Source organism: Burkholderia sp. APQ4-4ca, assembly GCF_057837105.1.
Map to the genome: position 1 here is coordinate 14,878 of NZ_JBYQCG010000073.1, position 17,056 is coordinate 31,933.

The window sequence follows — 17,056 nt, forward strand, 5'->3', positions numbered from 1 at the left end:
TCAGCGCCCTCCCCACAACATCGCGCACGGCACGAGCACCGCGAGCCACGCACCCGCGCGCCAGGCGGCCTGCCGCCAGCCGGGCGCGACGAGCACCCACAGCAGCGCGGCGACGCTCGCGGCGAGCGTCAGCAGCACGGCCGCGTAGAGCCGGTTCAGGCCGTCGTCGGGGTAATGACGGGCCAGCGTGATCGCGAGCGCGGCCGCACCGGGCAGCACGCCGCCGATCGCGATCGCCGCACGCGCACCCCAGCCGAACGCCATCAGAATTGGCCGCGCACAGTCAGCATCACGTTGCGCGGTTCCCCGTAACGGTTGTTCCAGCCCGGCTGGCTCAGGCTCAGGTAGTAATTGCGGTCGAACAGGTTGTTGACGTTGAGCGCGGCGCTCCAGTGCTTGTCGTAGCGGTAGCCGAGCCTCACGCTCGCGAGCGCGTAGCCGCCCTGGCTCATCGTGACGCCGTTCGCCTGGGCCGAGTAGCTGCTCTGCACCTGCATGCCGCCGCCGATGCTCCAGCGCCGCTCCTGCCACGGCAGGTCGTAATTGGTCCACAGCCGGAACAGGTGGCGCGGATTCAGCAGCGGCGCGAACGTGCCCGCGTTCGCGAGATTGTCCGCATAACGCATCGTGTCGTACGTGTAGCTCGCCCATACGCTCCACCACGGCGTGATGCGGCCGTTCGCCTCGAATTCGAAGCCCTGGCTGCGCACGCTGCCGCCGTTCACGTAGTAGCAGCTCGGCCCCGCGCATGGATGCGCGAGATCGACCTGCGGGTTGTTGTCGAGATCGATGCGGAACGCCGCGAGCGACACGTTAAGCTTGCCGCCCGCCAGTTCGCCCTTCACGCCGGTTTCATAGGTGCGCCCCTTCACCGGCGTCAGGATGCCGCCGCCCCACATCGACTTGGTCTGCGGCTGGAACACCTCCGCATAGCTCGCGTACCACGACCAGTCGCGCGCGAAATCCCAGATCAGCCCGCCGTACGGCGTGAACTGGTGGCCGGTGTTGTAGTGCGCGCCGAGACTGTCCTGGTTCCACCAGCTCATCCGGCCGCCGAGCACGAGCGTCACCGGTTCCGCGAGCTTGATGCGGCCGAGCCCGTAGACGCCCTTCTGCGAAATGTCGTTCTGCTGCGACTGCTGGTACGGCCCGATGCCCGGCTCGGGCACGCTGCCCGGGTTCCAGCGGTACACGTTCACCGGCGTGCCGGCCACGTCGCCGAGCAGCGATGCCGTCATCTGTCCGCTGCTGCTGTTCGCATACGTGATGCCGAACAGCAGGTCGTGCGTGAGCCCGAACGCATGCACGGGGCCCTGCACGTTCGCATCGACGCTGCGGCTGTAGCTGCTGAACTGGTACGCGGCGCCGGTCAGCCGACCGCCGGCGCCCGTCGCCGGATCGATCGCGCCGAACGAACCCGCGTACTTCAGGTCCGAGCGCACGCTCTGGTATTCGCCGCTGACCTTCGCCTTCCAGCTTGCGCCGAGCTTCTGCTCGACCGACGCGAACGCGCGCGTCGTATCCCAGTTGAAGCGGCCCCACGCGGTGTCGAGGAACGTCGAGCGCGACAGGCCGAGGCTCGACCCGTCGCGCGCCATCGGCACGCCGGACATGTCGGGCACCGACGACGTGGTCTGGTACTGCGCGCCGAACGTGAGCAGCGTGTCGCGCGTCACGTCGACTTCGGTAACGCCGTAGATCGAACGCGTGTCCTGCTTCGCACGGTCGTAGAAGAAGTGGCGATCCTCGTACGCGGCGACGAGCCGGCTGCGCACGGTGCCGGCCGCGTTGAGCGGGCCGCCGATGTCGGCTTCCGCGCGATAGCGGTCCCAGTTGCCGACGCTCGCGGTCGCATGCGCGGAGAACCGGTATTGCGGGCGCTTGCGCACGAGGTTGACGGTCGCGGCCGGATTGCCCGAGCCGTGCAGCAGCCCGTTCGCGCCGCGCAGGATTTCCACGCGCTCGTACACCGAGATGTCCTGCGGCGCGCTCGCCATGTCGCCGATCACGACCGGCACGCCGTCGAATTCGAACGAATCGACCTTGAAACCGCGCACGAAATACGCGGTGGTGAGCAGCACGTACGGCTGGACCGTCACGCCGGCCGACTGCTGCATCACCTCGTCGAGCGAGAACAGGTTCTGCTGGTCGATCCGCTCGCGCGTCGTCACGCTGACCGACTGCGGAATCTCGCGCAGCGCGAGCGGCATCTTGCCGACCGTCGCCACCGACGGATCGTCGGCCACGCCCCGCGACGCATTCACCGCAATCGCCTTCAACTCGCCCGCGGCAGGCTGCGCGGCGGCCGCCTCTTCCTTGCCGCGTTCCATGCCGCCCGCCGGCGCCGCATCGGCGAACGCCGCCGCCGGATGCGCGGCGATCAGCAGGCCGAGATACAGCGACGGACGCCAGCGCCCGAAACGGGCGACGCGTGCGCCCTTCATCATCGATCTCTCAGAATCCCGCACCTCGTACCGCATTCACGCCCCCGCATTTGATAATCATTCTCATTATCAATTAGAACCGGCGGGCGATTTTTCGATAGAGGGGCTTTTCCTATCGATTCCGGGCACGGCGGCCCGCATTGTTCACGTCACTGTTCGGATTCGGCCGGACGGGTTTCCTCGCCCCGGCCGGCGGGCAACGCGCCGTCGAGCGGCCGCCCGGCGCGGGCGAACGTCGCGTACCACGCATCGGTTTCGAGCAGTCGCGCATGCGTGCCGGTCGCCCGCACGCGGCCCGCGTCGAGCACGACGATCGTGTCGGCGGCCGCCGCGAGCGCCGGCTGGTGCGTGACGACGATGCGCGTGCGCTGCCCGCGCAGCGCGACGAGGCTGTCGCGCACGCGCCGCGCACTCAGCTCGTCGAGGCTCGCGGTCGGTTCGTCGAACATCAGCACCGGCGCCCGCGCCAGCAACGCACGGGCCAGGCACGCCCGCTGGCGCTGCCCGCCCGACAGCAACTGGCCGCCCGGCCCCACGTCGGTGTCGAGGCCGTCCGGCAGGCGCTCGGCGTCGCGCAGCAGGCCAACGGCATCCAGCGCGGCACGCAGTTCGGCCTCGGTCGCGTCGGGCCGGCCCATCCGCACGTTCCACGCGAGGCTGCCGCGAAACAGCCCGTTGTCCTGGAACACGAGGTTGCGCGTCGCGGCAAGCGTCGCCTCGCTCAGGTGCCGCACGTCGGCACGGCCGAGCAGCACGCGCCCCGCGCACGGATCGTCGAGTCGCGCGAGCAGGCCGAGCAGCGTGCTCTTGCCCGCCCCCGTGGGGCCGACGATCGCGACGAAGCCGCCCGCCGGACAATGCAGGTCGATCCCGTCAAGCAATGTCGCGCCGCTGGCCGACCGATAGCCGACACGCACCGCGTCGACGCTCGCGTCGTGTACCGGCGTGCCGCGCTCCGGGCTGTCGAAACGCGGCGCATGCAGCACCGCGAGCACCGTGTCGAGCGCGCGCCAGCCGCCCCGCAATGCCTGGTCGAGCTGCGTGAGCTGTGCGAGCGGCTCGATGAAGCGCACGAGCAACACGAGCACCGCGACGGCCGTCGCTGCGTCGAGCCGGCCGGCCGCGACTGCCCATGCGCCGCCGATCAGCATCGCGACGAACACGCCCTGCACCGCGCCCGCGAAGCCGAGTTCGATCGGCAGCGCGCGCCGCATCAGCGCGCGCGTGCGGCGATGCTGTTCGTCGAACGCGCGCTGCAGCGCCGCGCGCGCATCGCCGTCCCGGCCCGCGAAGCGCAGCAAGCCCTGATGCGCGGCGAAGGTCTGAAGCTGCACGGCCATGTCGCGATCGCCGGCGGCGCGCGCCTGTTCGAACGCGAGCGTGCGGGCGCCGCCGCGCTCCAGCAGCGCGAACAGCAGTACGGCCGCCGCCGCGAGGCACAGCGCGACGCGCCAGTCGATCCACGCGAGCCCCGCCACCACCGCGAGCGGCGTGACGACCGCGCCGATCAACGGACCGAGCAGATGCGCGGGAATCCCCATCGCCTGCATCACCGGCCCGCGCAGCAGCCCGGCCGGATGACTGTCGCGCACGGTCTGCCACGACGCGATGCGCGGCAGGTGCTGCACGAGGCGTTCGACGAGGCCGACGGCCAGCGCGCCGCCCGCGCGATAGCCGCGGAGCTGCGCGACGTACAGCACGAGCGCATGGCACAGCGTCAGCGCGCCGAGCACGACCGTCCAGCGCAGCGCGGCCGCCTGCGCGCCGGCGAACCATGCGCGGATCAGCGGCACGAGCAGCAGCCCGCACGCGCCGTCGAGCAACGCGGCGGCCACCGCCCAGCCCACGCCGCGCCACAGCGCGCGGCGCGTGTCGCGCGGCAGGCACTGCAAACGTTTGAGCGCTTGCGTCGTCATGCGGCCTCCCCGCCTGCGGCGCCGCGTTCACGCCAGAGCCGCGCATACAGCCCCTGCGCGGCGAGCAGCGCCGCGTGCGTGCCGCGTTCGACGATGCGGCCGCGTTCCATCACGAGGATCTGGTCCGCGTGCCGAATTGCATCGAGATCGTGGCTGACGATCACGCGCGTGCGCGCGTCGGCGCGCAGCGCGTTGCCCAATGCGCGCCCGGTTTGCGGATCGAGCGCCGACGCCGGCTCGTCGAGCAGCAGCAACGGCGCGCGCGACAGCAGCGCGCGCGCGATCGACAGCCGCTGCAGTTCGCCGCCGGACAGGCGCACGTCGCGCCCGCACACGCAGTCGTAGCCGCCCGGCAATGCATCGATACGCTCGTCGAGACAGGCCGCGCGCGCGGCGGCGCGAATCGCGTCGCGATCGGCATCGGGCCGGTACAGCGCGATGTTCGCGGCGATCGACACGTCAAGCGCGGTCGCCTGCTGGAACACCATCGCGACCCGTTCGCGACGCGTCTGCGCTGCGAGCCGCCGCAGGTCGGCGCCGCCGAGCCGCACGGTGCCGCGATCCGGATCCATGAAGCGCGCGAGCAGCATCAGCAGCGTGCTCTTGCCCGCGCCCGACGGCCCGACGATCGCGGTAGCCGTGCCGGCCGCGATCGTCACGTCGATGTCGCGCAGGATCGGCTCGCCGTCGATGTCGACCTGCACGCCGCGCAGCTCGATCGACGAATCGCGCGGCACCTGCGCCGCGCCGTCGGCGGGTTCCTGCAGGCCCGGCTGCGCGAGGAGCGCATCGAGCCGCGCCGCGGCCGCCCGCGCCTCGCGCAATGCATCGGCGCCATGACCGAGCGCGCGCACCGGCGCCGCGACCGCCCAGATCAGCAGCGCGAACGCGCACAGCGTGCCGACCGGCAACTGCCCGGCCGTCAGCCACGTCGCGCCGAACACGACCCACGCGAGCAGGAACGGCGTGCCGAGCAGCACCTGTGTGCAGGCGCCGAGGCCGCCGATGCGGCCAACCCACGCCGAGAACGCGTGAGAGAAATGTCCGGCCGACGCCAGCGCGGCCGCCTCGATGCCGGCGCCCGGATATTGCCGCACGAGCGCCGGATTCTGCGCGAGCTGCGCGTAGTCGCCCATCAATCGTTCGAGCGCCGCGTTGCGCGCCACGAAGGCCGGCGCGAATCGTGCCGAACACATCCAGCGGAACAGCGCCGCACTAGCGACGAGCGGCGCGAGCGCGAACGCGAGCAGCACGGGATTCAGGTAGAGCAGGCACGCAAGCGCCGCGCAAGGCACGACGACGAGCTGCGTGAGATCGGCCGGCGCATGCGCGACGAGCTGATGCAGCGCGCGCACGTCCTGATCGACGTGGCGCGCGACGCGGTCGCTGCCCGCGCGCGCGAACCAGCCGAGCGGCAAATGCCGCAGATGATCGGCGAGGCGCCTGCGCAGGCGGTCGCCGAGATCCGCGTCGACGCGATGCGTCAGGTGTAGCGCGACCGTCTGGCCGCCCAGCCAGCACGCGCCGGCCGCCGCGGCCGCGACGAGCCAGCCGCGCGCCGCCGCGTCGAGCTGCGCCGTCACGCGCCATGCGTCGGCGAGATGCGCGAGCGCGAGCCACGGCACGAGCGACGCGATGCCGGCCAGCGCCTGCAACATCATCGCGGTAACGAGCGGCGCCGCGAACGGCCGCAGCATCGAAAGCAACGGCCCCTTCATGCGGCACGCTCCAGCAGCATGCCGAGCGTCGCGGCGCGTGCATCGCCCGGCGGCTGCGCCGGAAAACCGAGTTGCGCGGTCAACTGCTGCCAGACGCGCGCCACGTCGATGCTGCGCTGGTTGCACGCGTGCAGCCCTTCGCCGGACACGAGCCGGTCGACCGCGCGCACGGCCGCCTGCGGCCAGCTTCGTGCGTGAATCTCGCCCCACGTGTCCTGCGCGTCGTCGCAGATCTGGATGCGCGGCATGGCGTCGCCGGCCGGCTCGCCGAAGATCGGAAAGAGGCCGTCCTCGTCCGCCGCCGGCTCGCGCAGCGCGGGCGCCCACCACAGCGGGCCGTGCGGCGACGCGAGCGTCCACGTGCCGGCGTCGGTCGTCAGCGTGATGCCGAACAGCAGGCTCATCCGGCCGTCGTCGGCCGCCGCCATCTCGTTGTGCACGCGCAGCGACACCGGCGTCTCGGCGAGCACCATCGCGCATTCGCGCATCGACGACAGCGCCGGCCCGATCGGTTCGGCCGACCACGGCCCGACGCCCTGCAACGCGGCCGCGAGCACGTCGAGCGCCGCGTAGCTCGCCTGCACCGAGCACGCCACGTCCGCATGCACCGGCGCGCTCGTCTCGCGCAGCCGTCGCGCGACCGCGATGAAGCGCGCGACGACCGGCAGGTTCGGATAGAAGCTGTTGAGCAGGCAGCGGCGTCCGTGACGCGCCGCGGTGCGCAACACGCTGTCCCATTCGTCGGGCAGCAGCGGATGCTCGATCACGACGTCGATCCCGCGTTCGAGCAGCCGGCACGCGAGCGCGGGGCCTTGCTCGCCGCGCGCCGCGCCGCCGACGGCGACGCAGGCCACGCGCACGTCGTCCGGCAACGCGTCGACGCGGTCGAATACCGGCACGCCGACGCGCACGGCCAACGCCGCGGTGCGCGCGCTGCCCTGCCCGAGGATGCCGGCGACGCGATACGATCCGGACGCCGCGAGGCCCGCCGCATAGAACTGACCGAAACGGGAGCCGGCCACGACGACCGGCAGCGGATGGACCTTCATCGTGCCTCCTTCAGGCGGGTATCGATGAACGCGGCGTTCAGGCAGTCGAAGTGACCGCCGGGGATATCGATGGCCGTGATGCCGCCGAGCGCCTGCGCCGTCCAGTAATCGGTGAGTGCCGCGCGCTGCTGCGGAATCAGCGGGTTGCAGCGCTCCGGCACGAACAGCCGCAACGCGCCCGCATACGGCGCGTCGCCGGCCCAGTGGCACGCCTGCACCGAATGCATGAAGAGCCGGTACAGCCGCTCGCGCTCGTCGAGCAGCGGATGCGCGAGCTCGTCCTGCATCGACAGGCCGGCCGCCGCGCGCAACACGCGGCGGCGCAGCGCATCGAGTGGCTCGCAGCGTTCGCCGAAGATCTCGAGCTGCGCCTGCAGGCTGCCGGGCGCAAGCCGCGCGGGGTCGGCCTTCAAGGCGTCGGCGAGCGCGTCGGCCAGCACGTACGCTTCCGGGAAACCGAGCGCATCGAGCGGCAACCCGAGTGTCGCCGCGAAGTTGAACAGCACGAGCCGTTCGTCCTCGACCAGGTACGGAATCCGGTAGCTCGACACGATGTCGAGCGTGCGCACCGCGACGCCGAGCTGCACCAGCGACTTCGCCATCTCGAGCGCGACCAGCCCGCCCGAGCAGTAGCCGAGCACGTCGACCTCGCGCACGCCGCTGCGCCAAAGCGCATCCGCGTAACGCCGGCCCAGCGTCGCGTTCAGGTGGCGCGCCGGCAGATCGAGGTAGTCCTGCGCGTCGCGCACCGCAAAGCCGAGCACCGGGCCGAGCCGCGCGAGCGCGGGAAGCACCGGACGATACGCCTGCACGGTGCCGAGCCCTTCGTGCACGATCACGCGCGGCACGCCGTCTCCCGGCGCGAGAGGAATCGGACGCACGCCGACACGCACGCGCGGCGCCGGCGCATGGACGACTGTCGATGCCGACAGCGTGCGCGGGGCGGCAGGCGCGGCCGTCGGCACCCCGCTCGCCGGCTGCTCGCTCGCGTCGCGCAGGTATTGCGCGAACGCGGCCGGCGTCGGCTGCGCGAGCACCCAGCGCAGCAGCCGGTCGAACGGATGCGCGTGCGCGAGCGGTTCCTCGCCGCGCAACCGCGACACGAGCTGCGCGATCAGCAGCGAGTCGCCGCCCGCGGCGAAGAAGTCCTGATCCGGAGAAACGTCGCGCGTATCGAGCACGGTTTCCCACAAGCCGATCAGCCGCGCGAGCAGCGGATCGGTTGCCTGCATGGGCGTCGATCGGACCACGACCGGCGCCGGTTCGCGGATATCGGCAATGCCGGCCAGCGTACGGCGGTCGATCTTGCCGTTCGCGGTCACCGGCAGACGTTCCAGCACGCGCAGTTGCGACGGCACCATGTAGCCCGGCACGCGCTCGGCCACGAATGCCAGCAGCGTATCCGGCGCGACGCATGCCGTGCCGCGCTTCACGTGGGCCAGCAGGATGTCGTAGCCGAGCGCGGCGAGCGGCGTGTCGGGCGCGACGCAACCGAGCGCACGATCGCCCGCCTCCGCCTGCAACCATTCGAGCCACTGCGCGTGCGGTACGAACAACCGCGCCGATGCGGCCCGCGCGTCGGCCGGCGTCTCCATCATCAGCGCCTGGCTGATGCTGATTTCCGGATGCTCGGCCGTCAGCTCCTGGATCACCCACCACGCGTCGGCCGCCGACAGCGCGCGCAATCCGGCGATCAGCGCGACCGTATCGCGCGCATTGTTCAGCGCGCCGGAGCTGATCGTCAGGTCGACCGAATGCGGCGCAACGCCCTGCGCGTCGCATGGCGCGTTCATGTCGAAGCGCACGAAGCGCATCCACGGATACGCGGCGAAACGCTCGCGTGCGGCCGCGAGGAAGTAGCTCGACACGTCGCTGAACAGGTAATCGATGCGCGTGCCGGCTTCGACGAGCGGCGCCAGCGCATCGACGATCGCCCGCGTCGCGGCGGCCGTGCCCGCGCCGATTTCGAGGATGCGCCATGCCCGCCGCGGCTCGCGCGCGACGACCGCCCGCACGGCCTGCGCCATCCCGCGATGCAGCGCGCGCGCGTGCTCGCCGTCGCTGTACATCGCTTCGGCGATATGCGCAGCCCCTTCCGGGAACATCAGGCCGGCCGGCGATACGCTACCGTCGATCTGCGCGTCGAGGCATCCGGCGCTGTCGCGGAAGTAGTCGACGAGCACGGCCGGCCACAGCTCGGGCGGCGCGTGCTGCGCGAATGCGTCCCAGCATGTAAGCGCGTCGACGATGTTCGCGTCAGATCGCACGCGCCAGCCGTCTTCCGCATCCGCATCGAGCACGCCGTGCGCGACGAGCATCGCGAGCCAGTGGCGCAGCAGATGCCGTCGTGCCGTCGGCACACGCAGCCGCTCGCACAGCGCGGCGAAATCAGTCGAGCCATCGGTCGTCACGCCGCCGGCGGGCACGATCCACGCGGCGAGCGACGCCACGCACGCCGTTTCGAGTTGCGCGACCGACCGCGACACGTCCGCCTGCGCGGGCCAGCGTGCCGCATCGAATGCAGCACGCACCTGCGTCGCGATCTCGCGCAGCGCGTCGTCCTGCGCCGGCGGCGGCGCGTCCGCGGCCTGCAGCGACACGAAGCTCGCGAGCCGGCGCTCCGCGCCGTCGCCGAGCACGATCGTCGCCGCCGCGCCGACGAGCGGATGCGCGGTCAGCGCCGCGTCGATCTCGGCCAGCTCGATCCGGTAGCCGCGGATCTTCACCTGATCGTCCTGCCGTCCGAGGAATTCGAGCGAGCCGTCGGCGCGCACGCGCCCGAGATCGCCGGTGCGGTAAAGCCTGCGCCCATCCGGATGACGGATGAACCGTTCGGCCGTGCGCGCGGGATCGTTCGCATAGCCCGTCGCGAGCCCGACGCCGCCGATATGGATCTCGCCGCGCACGCCGGGCGGGCACGGCCGGCCGAGTGCGTCGAGCACTTCCATCGTCTGTCCGGTCAGCGCGCGGCCGTAAGGAATGCTCGCGAGCTGCGTGTCTTCGGGGCGGATCGGATGCTCGATCGACCAGATCGACGCTTCGGTCGCGCCGCCGAGGCTGAACAGCGCGCTGTCGGGCCAGCGGCGCCACCAGCGGGCCGGCAGCGTCACCGGGATCCAGTCGCCCGACCACAGCACGCGGCGCGGGCCCGGCACGTCGAGCGCCGGTTCGCCTTCGAGGTAGTCGATCAGCATCTGCCCCTGGGCGGGCACCGAGTTCCACAACGTCACGCGATGACGCACCATCAGCTCGGCCCAGTGCGACGGATCGTTGCCGCGCGCGGGATCGGGCAGCACGATGCACGCCCCGCGCGCGGTCGCCCCGAAGAAGTCGTAGACGGACAGGTCGAAGCTCAGTTCGGCCAGGCCCAGCACCACGTCGCCCGCGCCGACCGCATGCCGCGCGTTGATGTCGGCGAGCGTGTTGCACACCGCCGCGTGGCTCAGCATCACGCCCTTCGGCTCGCCGGTGGAACCCGACGTGTAGATCACGTAAGCCAATGCGTCGGGGCCGATCTCGCGCGCGGCGCGCGGCGGCCATTGCGGATCGATCGGCAACGCGTCGATATCGATGCGCACGCAACCGTCGTGGTCGAACGCGAGCGCCTGCACGCTGACGACCGCGCGCACCCGCGCATTGCGCAGAATGGCCTGCTGTCGCAGCGCCGGCTGGCGGCTGTCGACCGGCACGTACGCGGCGCCCGCCTGGACGATCGCGAGCACGGCCGCGAGTTGATGCGCGCACTTCGGCATCAGCACCGCGACGGTATCGCCCACGCCGACGCCGGCCTGCTCCAGCGCGCCACGCAGCGTCGCCGCATGTTGCGCGACCTCGCGGTACGTGCGTGCGCCCCGGGCGTCGATCACGACCGGCGCATCGGGCGTGCGCAACGCCTGCGCGGCGAAACCGGCCGCGATATGCGTATCGGCATCCGGATGCACGTCGGCAACGGGCGCGGCGGATGGCAGCACGATGTCGCCCGCGCGCGACCACCACACGGCATCGTCGGCCAGCCGGCCCAACAGCGCGACATACGCATCGAACATCGCGGCCGGCATGCCGTCCGGAAACAGGTCGTCTCGCACGTCCCAGCCGATTTCCAGCCCGCCGAACTGGTCGGTCACCTGGCAGTCGAGCCACACCTGCGGCGTCTGGCTGATCATGTAGCGCGGCGGGTCGGCGCGAGTCGCGTGCTCGCCGAGCAGGCGCCCGACGCTGCCGATCCCGCTCGTGAACACCACCGGCATCAGCGCCGCATCCTTGCCGCGCCGCCGCGCGAGTTCGCGCATCACGTCGACGCCGGTGAACGCGCGATGGTCGAGATCGTCGAACATCCGCGCGCCGATCGTGCGGGCACGCTCGACGAAATCACGGCCGTGCGTCGCGTCGACGGCGAGCAGGCTCAGTGCGGTGAAATCGCCGAGCACCGCATCGATGCGCGGATGCACGGGCGGACGGTTCAGCACCGTCAGGTTCAGGCAGAACGCCGGCGCCTGGCTCCAGCGGCCGACGACCTCGGCGAACGCGGCCAGCGCGACGCTCGCCGCGCTGAGCCCGAAACGGCTCGCATGGCCGCTCAACGCGGCCCATTGCGCGCGATCGAGCCGCGCATGCCGATGCGTGAAGCGCGGCCGCCCGCCGGTGCGCATCGCGGGCACGATCGGCAGATCGGGACGCGCGGGCAGATCGTCGACGCGAGCGAGCCACCACGCCTTGTCGCGTGCATGGTCGGCACGCGTGCCGGCCTGCGCGTCGTGCATCACATAGTCGCGAAACGTCGCGTCGAGCGGCGCGGGCCGCCATTGCGGATCGTCGTAACGACGCCGCCATTCGGCGAGCAGCAATTGCAGGCTCGCGTAGTCGATCAGCGTGAAATCCACGGACAGGTGCAGCACCGCGGCATCCGGCCCGACGCTCACTTCCGGCTGCAGCACCGGCCAGCGGTCGAGTGCATGCACCGCATGATCGAGGCGCTCGCGCACGCGGTTCAGGTGAGCGTCGAATGCGTTCGCGTCGGCGTCGCGCAGGTCGTGCACGGCGAGCGGCTGCCACGGCACGTCGGGCAGCACGCGCTGCCATGCGTTGTCCTCGACGATCGCACGCAGCATCGGATGGCGCGCGACGCACGCGTTCCACGCGGCTTCGAAGCGCACGCAGTCGAGATCCCTCGGTTCGTCGTATTCGACGTACAGATGGCAGGCGCTGCCGCCGAACTCGAACGATTCGTGCCGGCCGAGCACGTACGCGGCCTGCACCGGCGTCAGCGCGAACCGTTCGTACTGGTGCGCAGGATCGCTGCGCCATGCCCCGTTCTGAAGGAAGCGGACGAACGCATCGCGTTCGGCCTTGATGCGCGCGGCGAGATCCGCGTCGAGCGCGCCGGCCGGTGCGCGATAGCGCAACTGGCCGCCGTCGTCGCACCACAGTTCGATCTGCCGTTCGCGGCAGAGATCGAGCACGTCGTCGAAGCTCACAGCACGCCCTCCTCGATCGTCGCGACCGATGCGTCGCCATCGGCGGGCGCCGCCGGCGTCAGTGCGTCGAGCCGCGCCGCGAGACCGGCGAGCGTCGGCTGCCGGTAGAACGCGGCCATCCCGATCCGCACGCCGAGCCGCTCGCGCAGTTGCGCAAGCAGGCGCGTCGCGAGCAGGCTGTCGCCGCCGAGCGCGAAGAACGTCGCGTCGCGCGCGTTCGCCGCGCGGCCGAGCGCCTGCTCCCAGCACGCCAGCAATATCGCGTGACGTTCATCGGTCGGCACGAACGCGTCGTGCGCGGCCGGTGCGTCGCCGAGTGCGCGCGCGAGCGCATCGCCGACCGCCCGGCGGTCGATCTTGCCGTTCGCGTTCAGCGGCCAGCGCGGCACGCACCACAGCGCATCGGGACGCATCGCGTCGGGCAACCGGTCGCGCAGCCAGTCGGCCAGCGCCGCCTGCGCGATCGGCTCGCCGGTCCGGCACGCATCGATGCAGGCGAATGCCGTCGAGCGCCAGCTCCGCGCATCGAGCGCAAAGCCGCAGGCGTGAGCGGCCGCCGCGAGCGCGTCGGCGGCGAACGGCCGTGGCAACGACGCATCGCCCGCGACGCGCGCGACGAGCTCGCGCAGCGGCGAATCGCGCAGCACGTCGGCGAACAGCAGGCGGCCGTCCCGCGCGAGCAGCGCGGCGGCGATCCGGAACGTGTCGCGCGGATCGTCGCGCAGGTGCGCCGCCGCGAAATTGATCACGCAATCGAAGGCGCCGAGATAATGTGCGGGCAGCAAGCCGTCCTGCATCGTCTGCAACGCGGGCATCGTTCGCGTGAAACGTGCGTGGGCGTTGTGCAGCAGGCCGGGCGACGCGTCGAACAACGTCACGTCGAAGCGTGGATCGTCGAGCACGCCGAGCCCGCCATCGAGCGCTTGGCCCGCGCGCGCATCGAGCACCGCGACGCGCAACGCGCCAGCGTGTGCGGCCGCCTGCGCGTCCAGCGCGGCGGCGAACTCACGCAGCACGCGAGCGCCGTCCGGCAAACGCGTCGCGAACGCGAGCGGCGCCACGCACGGGTCCAGCGGCACGCGCTGCGCGGCGCTATCCGGATCGGCGGCGAGCGCGCGCAGCGCGGCCGTCAGATCGTCGAGATCGGTCGCCTGCCAGTCGAGCCGAGCGAGCGCCTCGTCGATGGCGATCGATGCGTCGCCGTTTGCCTGCCAGTCCGCACGCAGCGACGGCGGCAGGCCCGCGTCGTCATCGAGCAGCCGGCCGGCAACGGCGCGTGCGATGGCCGCTTCCGCCGGCATCGTGTCGGCCATGCCGGCCTCCCCGAGCGATGACGGCGCGATGGCCGCTTCCGCGCAATCGGCCGGCACGAACGCCGCGACGATGCGTGCGGCCTCGCCGTGGACGACGCTCGCGCACGCACCGTCGATCAGCGGATGCGCGGCCAGCGCCGCCTCGATCTCGCCGAGTTCGATCCGGTGCCCGCGCACCTTCACCTGCCGATCCTCGCGCCCGAGGAATTCGAGCGTCCCGTCCGGCCAGTAGCGGCCGCGATCGCCGGTGCGATACCAGCGGCCCGACGCATGCTGCACGAAGCGCTGCGCGGTCAGCTCGGGATCGTTCCGGTAGCCGCGCGCGAGACTGTCGCCGCCGATCAGCAATTCGCCCGGCACGTAATCGGGCGCATCGCGCCCGTCGGCATCGACGACGCGATACGCCTGCCCCGGCAACGGCCGGCCGTACGGAATCGAACGCCAGTGCGACGGCACGTCGCGCACCGTCTGCACGTTCGACCAGATGCCGGCCTCGGTCGCGCCGCCGAGCGCGTGGAACGCACAGGCATCGCCGCAGCGCTCGCGCAGGCGCGCCGGCAGGTCGAGCGCGATCCAGTCGCCGGACAGCAGCGCCGCGCGCACGCTGCGGCACTCGTCGCGCGCCGCCGGCGCGGCGAGCGCCATTTCCAGCAGCGCGGGCGCCGAGTTCCACAGCGTCACGCGGTGCTGCGCGATCAGGTCGATCCAGCGCGCCGCATCGCGCGCTTCGTCCTGCGTCGGCAGCACGAGTGCCGCGCCGGCCCCGAGCACGCCGAACAGGTCGTACACCGACAGATCGAAATCGAGCGCCGACACCGCGAGCAGCCGGTCGTCCGCCTGCACGCCGAGCAGTTGGTCGATCGCATCGATCGTGTTGATCGCGGCCGCGTGCGTCATCTCGACGCCCTTCGGCACGCCCGTCGAACCGGACGTGTAGATCACGTAGGCCGTGGCTTGCGGCGCGACCGCGAGCGGCGCGGGCAGCGGCGCATGTCGCAGCAGCGCGGCGATGCCGACGTGCGGCAGCGGGCCGGCCGCGCATGGGGCGTCGCCGATCACCGCCTTCACGCCCGCCGCGCGCTCGATCAGCGCCTTGCGCGCGGCCGGCTGCGCGACGTCGAGCGGCACGTAGCACGCGCCGGCCGCCAGCACGCCGAACACCGCCGCGACCTGCGCGGGCCCGCGCGGCAGGCTGATCTCGACCGCGTCGCCGTGCCCGATCCCGGCCGCCCGCAACCCGCCCGCGACCGCGAGCGCCTGCGCGGCCAGTTCGCCGCGCGTCACCGTGCGATCGCCGCAGCGCAACGCCACGGCGTCCGGCTCGCGCGCGGCCAACGCGAAGAAATCGTGATGCAGCGTGCGCGCGTGGCCAGGGGCCGGCAACGCGTTGAGCGTATCGCGCACGCGCCGCTGCGCGGACGGCAGCTCGACCGCGATCGGCAACCGCCAGTCGCGATCGCACAGCGCCTGCACGAACGCGACATACGCGCCGAACATCGCGTCGATCATTCCGTCCGGGAACAGGCCGTCGACGCTGTCCCACGCGAGCAGCGCGCCGCCGGGCACGCGATAGAGCTGATGGTCGAGCCACACCTGCGGCGTCTGCGAAATCATGTCGTGCAGATCGCCGAACACCTGCGCGAACGCATCGGGCACGAACGGCTCATCGCCGAGATTGCACGAGAACACGACGGGCGCCGCGCGCGGCATGCCCTGCCGACGCGCGTCGCGCAGCACGTCGAGCGCCGGATACGCGGCGTGCGCGATCGCACCATGCAGCCGCTGCTGGAATGCGCGCACCGCGTCGGCCGCGCTCGCATCGACGCGCACGTCGCATTCGACGAGCAACAGCGTCGTGAAATCGGCGATCACGCGGCCCAGATCGGGCGCCTCGCCGTGCCGGTCGAACAGCGGCACGTTGAGCAGGAACGCGTGCCGGCCGCTCCAGCGCGCGAGCACCGCCGCGAACGCCGCGCCGAATACCGACGACAGCGTGACGCCATGCTGCGCGGCGCGCGCCTGCAGGCGCGTCAGTTCGTCCGTGCTCAGCGTATGCGCGACGCGGCTGAAACGCGGTGCGCGGATCGTTTCCGGCGCACGAGCGAGCGGCAGCGCCGGCCCTTCCGGCAACGTCGCGAGCCGCGCCTGCCACGCGTCGCGCGCCGCGGCCCGCGCATCGCGCATCTCGGCCGCGCGACGCGCGAGCCAGGCCGGGAACCACGTCGACGGCGCGGCGGGCAACGCCGCCGGCTCCGCATACGCGACGCCGATCTCCCGCATCAGCAGCCGCACGCTGTCCACGTCGGCGGCGAGCAGGTCGACACTGAGCCACACGCGGTCCTCGCCGCCGGGCATCTGCACGAGCCCCATCATGAACACCTGCGCGTGCTCGACGTCGAGACATTCGTGCGACCGGAACGCGCGCAGCGACACCCATTCGGCTTCCGCATCGTCCGCCGTCCGGTCGCGCCAGTCCGCGTGCGCGAACACGGGCGCGTCCGACTCGGCGAGGATCTGCTGGCGGCCGCCGTCGAAACGCGCGCGCAGCATCGGATGACGCTCGCGCACGCACCGGCATGCGATGTCGAGACGAACCGGATCGATCGCGCGGCTGCGGAATTCGAGAAACGCATGACAACTCACGTTGCCGAGCACTTCGCCGTCGCCGCGACCCAGCCAGTACGCCTGCTGCACCGCGGACAACTCGAACGGCGCATGCACGTCGACCGCTTCGGCAACAACGCCGGCTTCCGGCCGCGCGATACGCGGCGCATTCGCGAGCAACGCGGCCCACGCGCCAAGCGTCGGCGTGCGCGCGAGCGCGTCGAACGTCAGCGCATGGCCGAGCCGGTTCACGCGCGTCTGCAAATACATCAGCCGGATCGAATCGAGGCCGCAGCTCAGCAGGTCTTCGTCGTCGTCGAGCGACGCGATTTCATCGACGGATTCGTCGAGCAGCTCGGCGATCAGCGCAACGAGCCACGCGCGAAAGTCAGGGGGAGAACAACGGGAAGGATCGGAATGGTCGGTCGTGGAATCGACAACGGTCTGGCTCATGGGCACGCCTTGTATGGGTCGTTCGGCGGTGGTTCCGCGCGGCGGCGGCCACCTGTGAATGAGAATCTATCTCATTAACGCCCAT

The 17,056-nt window shown here is 71.7% G+C and carries 7 protein-coding genes; all 7 read right to left on the reverse strand.

Annotated elements, in window-relative coordinates; translation table 11 throughout:
* The 7 genes from AC3IFE_RS08060 to AC3IFE_RS08090 all read right to left on the reverse strand — a co-directional run bounded on the left by AC3IFE_RS08060 (nt 1) and on the right by AC3IFE_RS08090 (nt 16,971).
* Entirely contained in the window at nt 1-264 is a 264-nt protein-coding gene (locus tag AC3IFE_RS08060) for a hypothetical protein (RefSeq protein ID WP_301738274.1), read from the reverse strand.
* Nucleotides 264-2,447, reverse strand: coding sequence for a TonB-dependent siderophore receptor (locus AC3IFE_RS08065; protein WP_489190165.1), 2,184 nt, complete (start codon nt 2,445-2,447; stop codon nt 264-266). The genes AC3IFE_RS08060 and AC3IFE_RS08065 overlap by 1 nt, the downstream gene beginning before the upstream one ends.
* Nucleotides 2,448-2,593: 146 nt before the next feature.
* On the reverse strand, nt 2,594-4,360 hold the full coding sequence (locus AC3IFE_RS08070) for an ABC transporter ATP-binding protein (protein ID WP_489190166.1): 1,767 nt from the start codon (nt 4,358-4,360) through the stop codon (nt 2,594-2,596).
* Entirely contained in the window at nt 4,357-6,078 is a 1,722-nt protein-coding gene (locus AC3IFE_RS08075; RefSeq protein ID WP_489190167.1) for an ABC transporter ATP-binding protein, read from the reverse strand. The genes AC3IFE_RS08070 and AC3IFE_RS08075 overlap by 4 nt, the downstream gene beginning before the upstream one ends.
* Nucleotides 6,075-7,127, reverse strand: a complete 1,053-nt coding sequence (locus AC3IFE_RS08080; RefSeq protein ID WP_489190168.1) for a Gfo/Idh/MocA family oxidoreductase — start codon at nt 7,125-7,127, stop codon at nt 6,075-6,077. Before AC3IFE_RS08080 ends, AC3IFE_RS08075 begins: the two co-directional genes overlap by 4 nt.
* The gene (locus AC3IFE_RS08085) at nt 7,124-12,601 is read right to left on the reverse strand and encodes a non-ribosomal peptide synthetase (RefSeq protein WP_489190169.1); all 5,478 of its coding nucleotides are present in this window, start codon (nt 12,599-12,601) and stop codon (nt 7,124-7,126) included. The genes AC3IFE_RS08080 and AC3IFE_RS08085 overlap by 4 nt, the downstream gene beginning before the upstream one ends.
* Complete coding sequence (locus AC3IFE_RS08090; protein WP_489190170.1) at nt 12,598-16,971, reverse strand: non-ribosomal peptide synthetase; 4,374 nt, start codon at nt 16,969-16,971, stop codon at nt 12,598-12,600. The genes AC3IFE_RS08085 and AC3IFE_RS08090 overlap by 4 nt, the downstream gene beginning before the upstream one ends.
* Between the last annotated feature and the right edge of the window lie 85 nt (nt 16,972-17,056).

Coding starts and splice junctions, on each gene's coding strand:
- AC3IFE_RS08060 (WP_301738274.1), bottom strand. CDS start 264: ATGGCGTTCGGCTGGGGTGCGCGTGCGGCGATCGCGATCGGCGGCGTG.
- AC3IFE_RS08065 (WP_489190165.1), bottom strand. CDS start 2,447: ATGATGAAGGGCGCACGCGTCGCCCGTTTCGGGCGCTGGCGTCCGTCG.
- AC3IFE_RS08070 (WP_489190166.1), bottom strand. CDS start 4,360: ATGACGACGCAAGCGCTCAAACGTTTGCAGTGCCTGCCGCGCGACACG.
- AC3IFE_RS08075 (WP_489190167.1), bottom strand. CDS start 6,078: ATGAAGGGGCCGTTGCTTTCGATGCTGCGGCCGTTCGCGGCGCCGCTC.
- AC3IFE_RS08080 (WP_489190168.1), bottom strand. CDS start 7,127: ATGAAGGTCCATCCGCTGCCGGTCGTCGTGGCCGGCTCCCGTTTCGGT.
- AC3IFE_RS08090 (WP_489190170.1), bottom strand. CDS start 16,971: ATGAGCCAGACCGTTGTCGATTCCACGACCGACCATTCCGATCCTTCC.